This window comes from uncultured Novosphingobium sp., assembly GCF_964277725.1.
Taxonomy (GTDB): Bacteria; Pseudomonadota; Alphaproteobacteria; order Sphingomonadales; family Sphingomonadaceae; genus Novosphingobium; species Novosphingobium fluoreni.
This window is the reverse complement of sequence record NZ_CAXYKL010000174.1, coordinates 1-6,515: the sequence shown is the minus strand read 5'-3', so window position 1 is coordinate 6,515 and position 6,515 is coordinate 1. Positions and strand designations below refer to the sequence as shown.

Annotated in this window: 4 protein-coding genes and 1 tRNA gene; 1 reads left to right on the top strand and 4 read right to left on the bottom strand. The window is 57.8% G+C overall.

Annotation, left to right across the window (positions count from 1 at the left end; genetic code table 11):
* Positions 1 to 14: 14 nt before the first annotated feature.
* The 3 genes from ACHWRX_RS09870 to ACHWRX_RS09860 all read right to left on the bottom strand — a co-directional run bounded on the left by ACHWRX_RS09870 (position 15) and on the right by ACHWRX_RS09860 (position 2,014).
* Positions 15 to 89: transfer RNA gene (locus tag ACHWRX_RS09870), tRNA-Gln, on the bottom strand.
* A gap of 73 nt (positions 90 to 162) precedes the next feature.
* Positions 163 to 999 carry a glutathione-dependent disulfide-bond oxidoreductase gene (yghU, locus tag ACHWRX_RS09865; protein WP_394659062.1) on the bottom strand — a complete coding sequence of 279 codons (837 nt, stop codon included), beginning with the start codon at positions 997 to 999 and terminating at the stop codon, positions 163 to 165.
* 94 nt (positions 1,000 to 1,093) lie between these two features.
* Complete coding sequence (locus ACHWRX_RS09860; protein ID WP_394659061.1) at positions 1,094 to 2,014, bottom strand: cation diffusion facilitator family transporter; 921 nt, start codon at positions 2,012 to 2,014, stop codon at positions 1,094 to 1,096.
* 416 nt (positions 2,015 to 2,430) lie between these two features.
* Here ACHWRX_RS09860 and ACHWRX_RS09855 point away from each other — a divergent pair, with 416 nt between their 5' ends.
* Entirely contained in the window at positions 2,431 to 5,862 is a 3,432-nt protein-coding gene (locus tag ACHWRX_RS09855; RefSeq protein ID WP_394659060.1) for a carboxypeptidase regulatory-like domain-containing protein, read from the top strand.
* 72 nt (positions 5,863 to 5,934) lie between these two features.
* On the opposite strand, the gene mtgA is transcribed toward ACHWRX_RS09855, so the two are convergent.
* On the bottom strand, positions 5,935 to 6,515 hold a 581-nt coding region (gene mtgA / locus ACHWRX_RS09850; protein WP_394659059.1), incomplete at its 5' end, for a monofunctional biosynthetic peptidoglycan transglycosylase.

Sequence of the window (6,515 nt, the reverse complement as noted above, 5' to 3'; positions counted from 1 at the left end):
TCGCGAAAAACCGCTGGCTGGGGCGGCAGGATTCGAACCTGCGAATGCCGGTACCAAAAACCGGTGCCTTACCACTTGGCGACGCCCCATCGCGGGAGAGGCGCGCTTAGCGGGTAAGCGCGCCGATGAAAAGACCCGATCCCGCTGCGGTGCGGCGCTAAATTACATTATCGCATCGATGTCCGCCGCCGAATGCCGCTCTTGCACCAGACCATCGCCCATGCGGTTGACCTTGATGCCGCGCTTCACTGCAGTGCGCGCAAGCATCTCGTCCGACCACCGCACCACGTTTTTGTAGCTGGCGAAGTCCAGAAACTCATAGGCGGTGCCGTAGGCTTCACGCCGGGCGATCATGCCGAACCAGCCATACACGGCGATATCGGCGATCGTGTATTGCTGTCCGGCAAAGTAGGGCACTTCGCCCAGCCGCTTATCCGCCACGTCCAGAAGGCGCTTGGCCTCCATGGTGAAGCGGTCGATCGCATATTCAATCTTTTCCGGCGCGTAGGCGTAAAAGTGCCCGAATCCTCCGCCCAGCAACGGCCCGCTGCCCATCTGCCACATCAGCCAGGAGAGGCATTCCGCACGCTCAGCGGGGTCAGTCGGAATAAACGCACCAAACTTCTCGGCCAGATGCAGAAGGATCGCGCCCGATTCGAAAACGCGGATCGGCTTTTCGCCCGACAGGTCCAGCAATGCCGGTATCTTGGAGTTGGGATTGATCTCCACGAAGCCGGAACTGAACTGTGGGCCCTTGGTGATATCGATCAGCCAAGCATCGTATTCGGCGGGGTAGCCTGCTGCCAAAAGCTCCTCGAATAGGATCGAAACCTTCTGCCCATTGGGCGTCCCCATCGAGTGGAGCTGGAACGGGTGCGAGCCGCGCGGCAGTTCGTGATCGTGGGTCGCGCCGGAGATCGGGCGGTTGATATTGGCGAACTTGCCGCCGCTCTCCTTCTCCCAGGTCCATACTGCGGGCGGGGTATAAGCGTCGGCCATGGTATTGTCCTTTGGCGGTAATTCAGCGCCCCATACTTAGGTTCGCCTCGCCTATCGACAACCCGTCGCTTCCAAGGCGCAACGACATTGCGCCTCAGTGATGGTGCGCGTGGCCATGGATCGCGCAGTCCTGATCGCCGGCTTCTACCTGCAAGGTCGGGTGGCCGATGCCGAACCGGTGCTCCAACTCGTGCGCCACATCATGCAGGAAAGCATCGGCAGGGCGCGTGCCTGGCATGACCAGATGGGCGGTCAGCGCCGATTCCGTGGTGCTCATCGGCCAGATGTGGAGGTGGTGGATACGCTCCACGCCGGGCAAGGCTTCCAGGTATGTCCGCACTTCGCCGACATCGATGGCATCGGGCACGCCCAACATTCCGAGGCGTAGCGAATCGCGCAGCAAGTGCCAGCTCGACCACGCGATCACCGCCGTCACGATCAGCGAGGCCAGCGGATCGATCCAGGCGCGTCCCGTCCACAGGATCATGATGCCAGCAACCACGACTCCGGCCGACACCGCCGCATCCGCCATCAGGTGGACGAAGGCTGCCCGCAAGTTCAGGTCGGACTTGCTGCCCTTGGCGAACAGCAGCGCCGAGGCGCCGTTGACGACGATCCCGGCAGCGGCGACCGCGATCATCGCGGTGCCGCCCACCGGCGCGGGATCGGCGAAGCGGCGGATCGTCTCGACCAGGATGCCTCCGATCGCGACCCACAGCAGCGCTGCGTTGGCGATCGCCGCCAGGATGGACGAGCTTTTCAGACCATATGTGAAACGCTCTGACGGGGGACGTGCCGCCAGCACGCTCGCGACCCAGGCGAGGACGAGCGAGAGCACATCCGACAAATTGTGCCCGGCATCCGCGATCAGCGCCATGGAGCCGCTGATCCAACCGGCCGCGCCCTCGACGACGACGAAGGCCAGGTTCAGCCCCACCGCGATCGCGAACGCAGATCCGGGATGCGCTCCTTTAGGCGGAGCAGGATGGTGGTGATGGTGGTGTCCGGCGCTCATGCCCGCTTCTGCCACGCCACAGCCCATACCGACAAGGTGATGGTAGCAATCGTAGATCCGTCAAACGACGGGTGAGGAAAGCCGTGTGATGGATTTGCATCACTTGCGGAAAAATGTTGCGCTGCGGCAGCCAATCCTACGCACTGTCACATGCATTGTCATAATTGCTAAGCTATTGAAGCGGCATCGGCAGGGTACGCAATCCGTTCGCAATCGGGACGTTCGAACAAGACTTTGGCAGCGCAAGCCGCTTACCTTCAAGACTGTAACAAAATGGTCACGAAGGGATGCTCTAGGCCGTTCCAGCACGGCGCGCGCGATACCGGGGCACGAAATCCAGACCGCGCGCGGCGCCATATCTGACGAGATATTATTCGGATCGCTTTGCCTCGAACGGGCAAAACAGGGGACAAGACATGCACTTGAGGTATCTGCTTGCGGCCAGCGCCGCATCCGTTTCGCTTGCCGGTGCCCTCGCCACGCCGGCGATGGCCCAGGAAACGACGTCGACGATCGCGGGCACCGTGCTCAGCGACGGCCAGCCGGTGGCCGGTGCGCAAGTGGAAGTGCTCAACACCGCCACGGGCGGCCGCAGCACGGCGACCAGCTCTTCGAACGGCAGCTTCACCGTCACTGGCTTGCGCCCGGGTGGCCCTTACACCGTTACCGTTCGCGCCGACGGCTTCGCAGACACGCAAGTCACCGAAATCTCGACAGTCGTGGCACAGTCCTTCAACCTTCCCGTCAACCTCGTCGCGCAGGGCGATGCCATTATCGTCACCGCGTCCCGACTGAAGGGTGCTGGTTCGATTTCGCAAGGGCCGGCAACCGTTCTGACTGCAGACGATATCTCTCAGGTGGCCACGATCAATCGGGACGTGCGCGATCTTATGCGTCGCGATCCTTTTGCGCGCCTAGACGATTCTCCCACCGGCGGACGCGCTGTCAGTTTCGCTGGTCAGAACGCACGCTACAATCGGTTTTCGGTAGACGGCGTGCCGGTAACCGATAACTTCGGCCTTAATACCGACGGCTTGCCCTCGCGCCGTTCTCCTATTCCACTTGATGCTATTGGCCAATTTCAGGCGAAGGTCGCGCCATACGACGTGCGAGAGGGCAATTTTCAAGGTGGTGCGATCAACATCGTCCTGAAGTCGGGCACAAATGAATTTCATGGAACTGGCTTCTACGCTCGCTCGGGCGATGGTCTGGTTGGCAGCAGAACCAAGCCTGGACCGGGGATACCCACGGGACGAACCTCGATACCAAAGTTCAAGATCGAAAACTTCGGCGCCGAAGTTTCAGGGCCGATCGTAAAGGATAAACTCTTTTTCATGATCGCTGGCGAACGTCTGCGCGGCGGTCGCCCCATTCCCGAAGGGCCGATAGACAATAATTCTGGTACGGCTATTCCTAATTTGACGCAGGGCCAAGTTGACCGCGTCTCGCAGATTGCTCAAAACGTATATGGGTATGATACCGGTGGCGTGCTGCGCGATCTGGGCGATAAAGATGACCGGCTTGTTGCAAAGATCGATGCAAGCCTGTCCGATGCGCAACGCTTATCTTTGACTTATACGTACGCGAAGGACGCCATTAATCTTCTTAACAATACATTTTCCTCGACTACCACGGGTAGTCCTGGTCTTGGTCTTGCATCTAACGCATATATTCAAGGCAACCGCCTACATACCGGTGTTGCGCAGTTGAACTCCGAATGGTCCGATTCATTTTCAACCGAGGTTCGTGGGTTCTATAAGAATTACAAGCGGATACAGGATCCGGTCCTGGGTCGTGGCTTCGCTCAGTTCCGTGTCTGTACCAACGAAACGTCGGGTGGGTCGGCATTGGGATGCGAAGGCAACGCCCCTGTCGTATCGTTCGGCCCGGACAATTCGCGCCAAACCAACCAGCTGAATACTGAAACTTGGGGCGGCTTGGTGCAAGCTCGCCTTACCATGAACGATCATGACGTACGGTTGTTCAGCGAAGTCCAGCACGTTAAAATATTTAACTCGTTTCTCCAAAACAGTGCCGGCAACTATTACTTCGACTCTCTGGCCGATTTTCAGAACCGGGTCGCCAGTTCCCTTAGTTACGGCAATGCGGTGCCTTCCCTTGTTCCTGATGATGCTGCGGCCAGCTTTAAGTACATGAGCTACACTTTCGGGATCATGGACAACTGGAAGGTCAGTTCGAATCTGAACGTGACATTCGGCATGCGCTATGATCTTTATGGAATGAAAAGTCTGCCTGCCTTGAGCGGGCCATTCGTCAGCCGCTACAGCATTCCACGCTACGTCAATGGCAACTTGGAGACTATCGGACGCAATAACGCCAATATCTCCGGCTTGGATCTCTTCCAACCTCGGTTTGGTTTTGATTGGCAACCCACCACACGACTGAGCGTGCGAGGCGGCGGCGGCATTTTTGGCGGAGGGACGCCGGATGTTTATGTTTCAAATAGTTTTTCAAACACCGGTGTTTTGACAAACTCGATATCGATCAACCGGTTTGCCCCTGGTGTGAATGCATACAGCGGCGCCACTAGCAACGCCGCAATCGGCAATGCCGCGCTTAATGGCGTGAATGGCACTGGCTTCGCCGCTGAGGTGAACGATCTCCTTCGCAATGCCACGGTAGCACCGGCATCCACGGTGAATGCCCTTGACCCTCAGTTCAAAATGCCATCGCAGTGGCGGGCAACGCTTTCAGGCGAGTACAACTTCGACCTGGGCCCGCTTGGCGATGGGTGGCTGTTTGGCGTCGATCTTCTGTATTCGAAGGTGCGAAATCAGGTTTATTTCACCGATATCCGTTCGCAACCAATCTTGACCGGAGCCAATGCGTTGACCCCCGATGGTCGCCAGAGGTACTTAAATCTTATTGATGGCGCAGCCAGCGCCAATACAAACACAGACATCCTTCTTACCAACACCAAGAAGGGACGTAGCTATATTGCAGTTGCTCGCTTCGAGAAGGGGTGGGATTTTGGATTGAGCATCAACGGAAGCTTTACTTATCAAGACGTGAAGGACCAAGCTCCAGCGACTTCATCTACGGCTGGTTCGAACTACCTGAATGGCGCTTTCTCTGATCCAAACAATGTCGCTTATGGTACGTCGAACGACCAAGTGAAATACTTTTTCAAGTATGGCTTGAATTTCGACCACGCATTTTTTGCCAACGCCAAGACCTCTATCGGTCTTTTTGGTGAGACGCGGATCGGACGGCCTTTCAGCTACACGTTCCAGGACTTTGGTTCGAATCGTTCTGCAATCTTCGGTGTCACGGGGCGAAGCTCGGCAACAAGCACTGCAGGCAATCGGTACCTGATGTACGTGCCCATCGGAATCAATGATCCCCGTGTGTCCTATAGCTCCGCTGAGTTTGCCAATTCGGTTGATAACTTTATCGAGACTTCGGGACTAAACAAGTACCGCGGAAAGGTTGCGCCGCGCAACGCATTCAACTCTAAGTGGTTCACCCGTTTGGATCTGCATATCGCCCAGGAGATCCCCACAGGCCTTGGAGAGTCACGTCTACAGGTTTTCGCCGACATCGAAAACTTCACGAACTTCATAAATAAAAAGTGGGGTCAGCTTCGTGAATACGTGTTCCCTTACAATGCTGCTGTTGTTCAAGCTCAATGCTTGACAGCCACGCGGGCGACGGGTGCTTCCACGATCGGCGCAGTTACGGCGAATGCTTCTCAGCCTTGTGTTCAGTATCGCTACTCCCCGGTCAACAGCTCAACGCAGACAGGCAATTTCGTTAACCCGACCGATCAGGTCTATGTAAATCAGTCGCTGTACGCGATCCGGATTGGCGCACGCTTCACATTCTAATCGTTCGTAACGACTAGCAACCAGGGGAGGAAGTACGCACTTCCTCCCTTTTTTTGTCCTGGTACGCACGCGTCATTTGTACACGCAGGCGTCCAATCCGGTCCGGCGCACGGTGCCGAGCCTGGCGGTGATGGCGTTGCCGTAGCGGCGGGTGAAACCGCGGGGGTTGGTTACGCTGCGCTTTTTGGGGCTGGGAAGGGCGGCGGCCATGCGGGCGGCTTGTGCCGGGGAAAGGATCGCGGCGGATTTGCCGAAGTAGCGCTGTGCGCCCGCTTCGACACCATAAGTGCCGATCCCGGTCTCGGCGACGTTCAGGTACATTTCCATGATCCGGCGCTTGCTCCACACGGTCTCGATCAGGAAGGTGAAGTAGACCTCAAGCCCCTTGCGCAGATAGCGGGTCCATCCCTCGCCCTGCCACAGGAAGACGTTTTTCGCGGTTTGCTGGCTGATGGTGGAGCCGCCCCGAATGCGGCTGCCGCGCATGTTGCGCTCCATGGCCTGCTCGATCGCCGCCGTGTCAAAACCATTGTGAAGGCAGAACTTGGCATCCTCCGCCGCGATCGCCGCGTCGACCATATTGCGGTCGATCCGGCTGAGGGGCGTCCAGTCCTTGGTGATGCCATTGGCATCGACCAGCATCGTCACGGTGA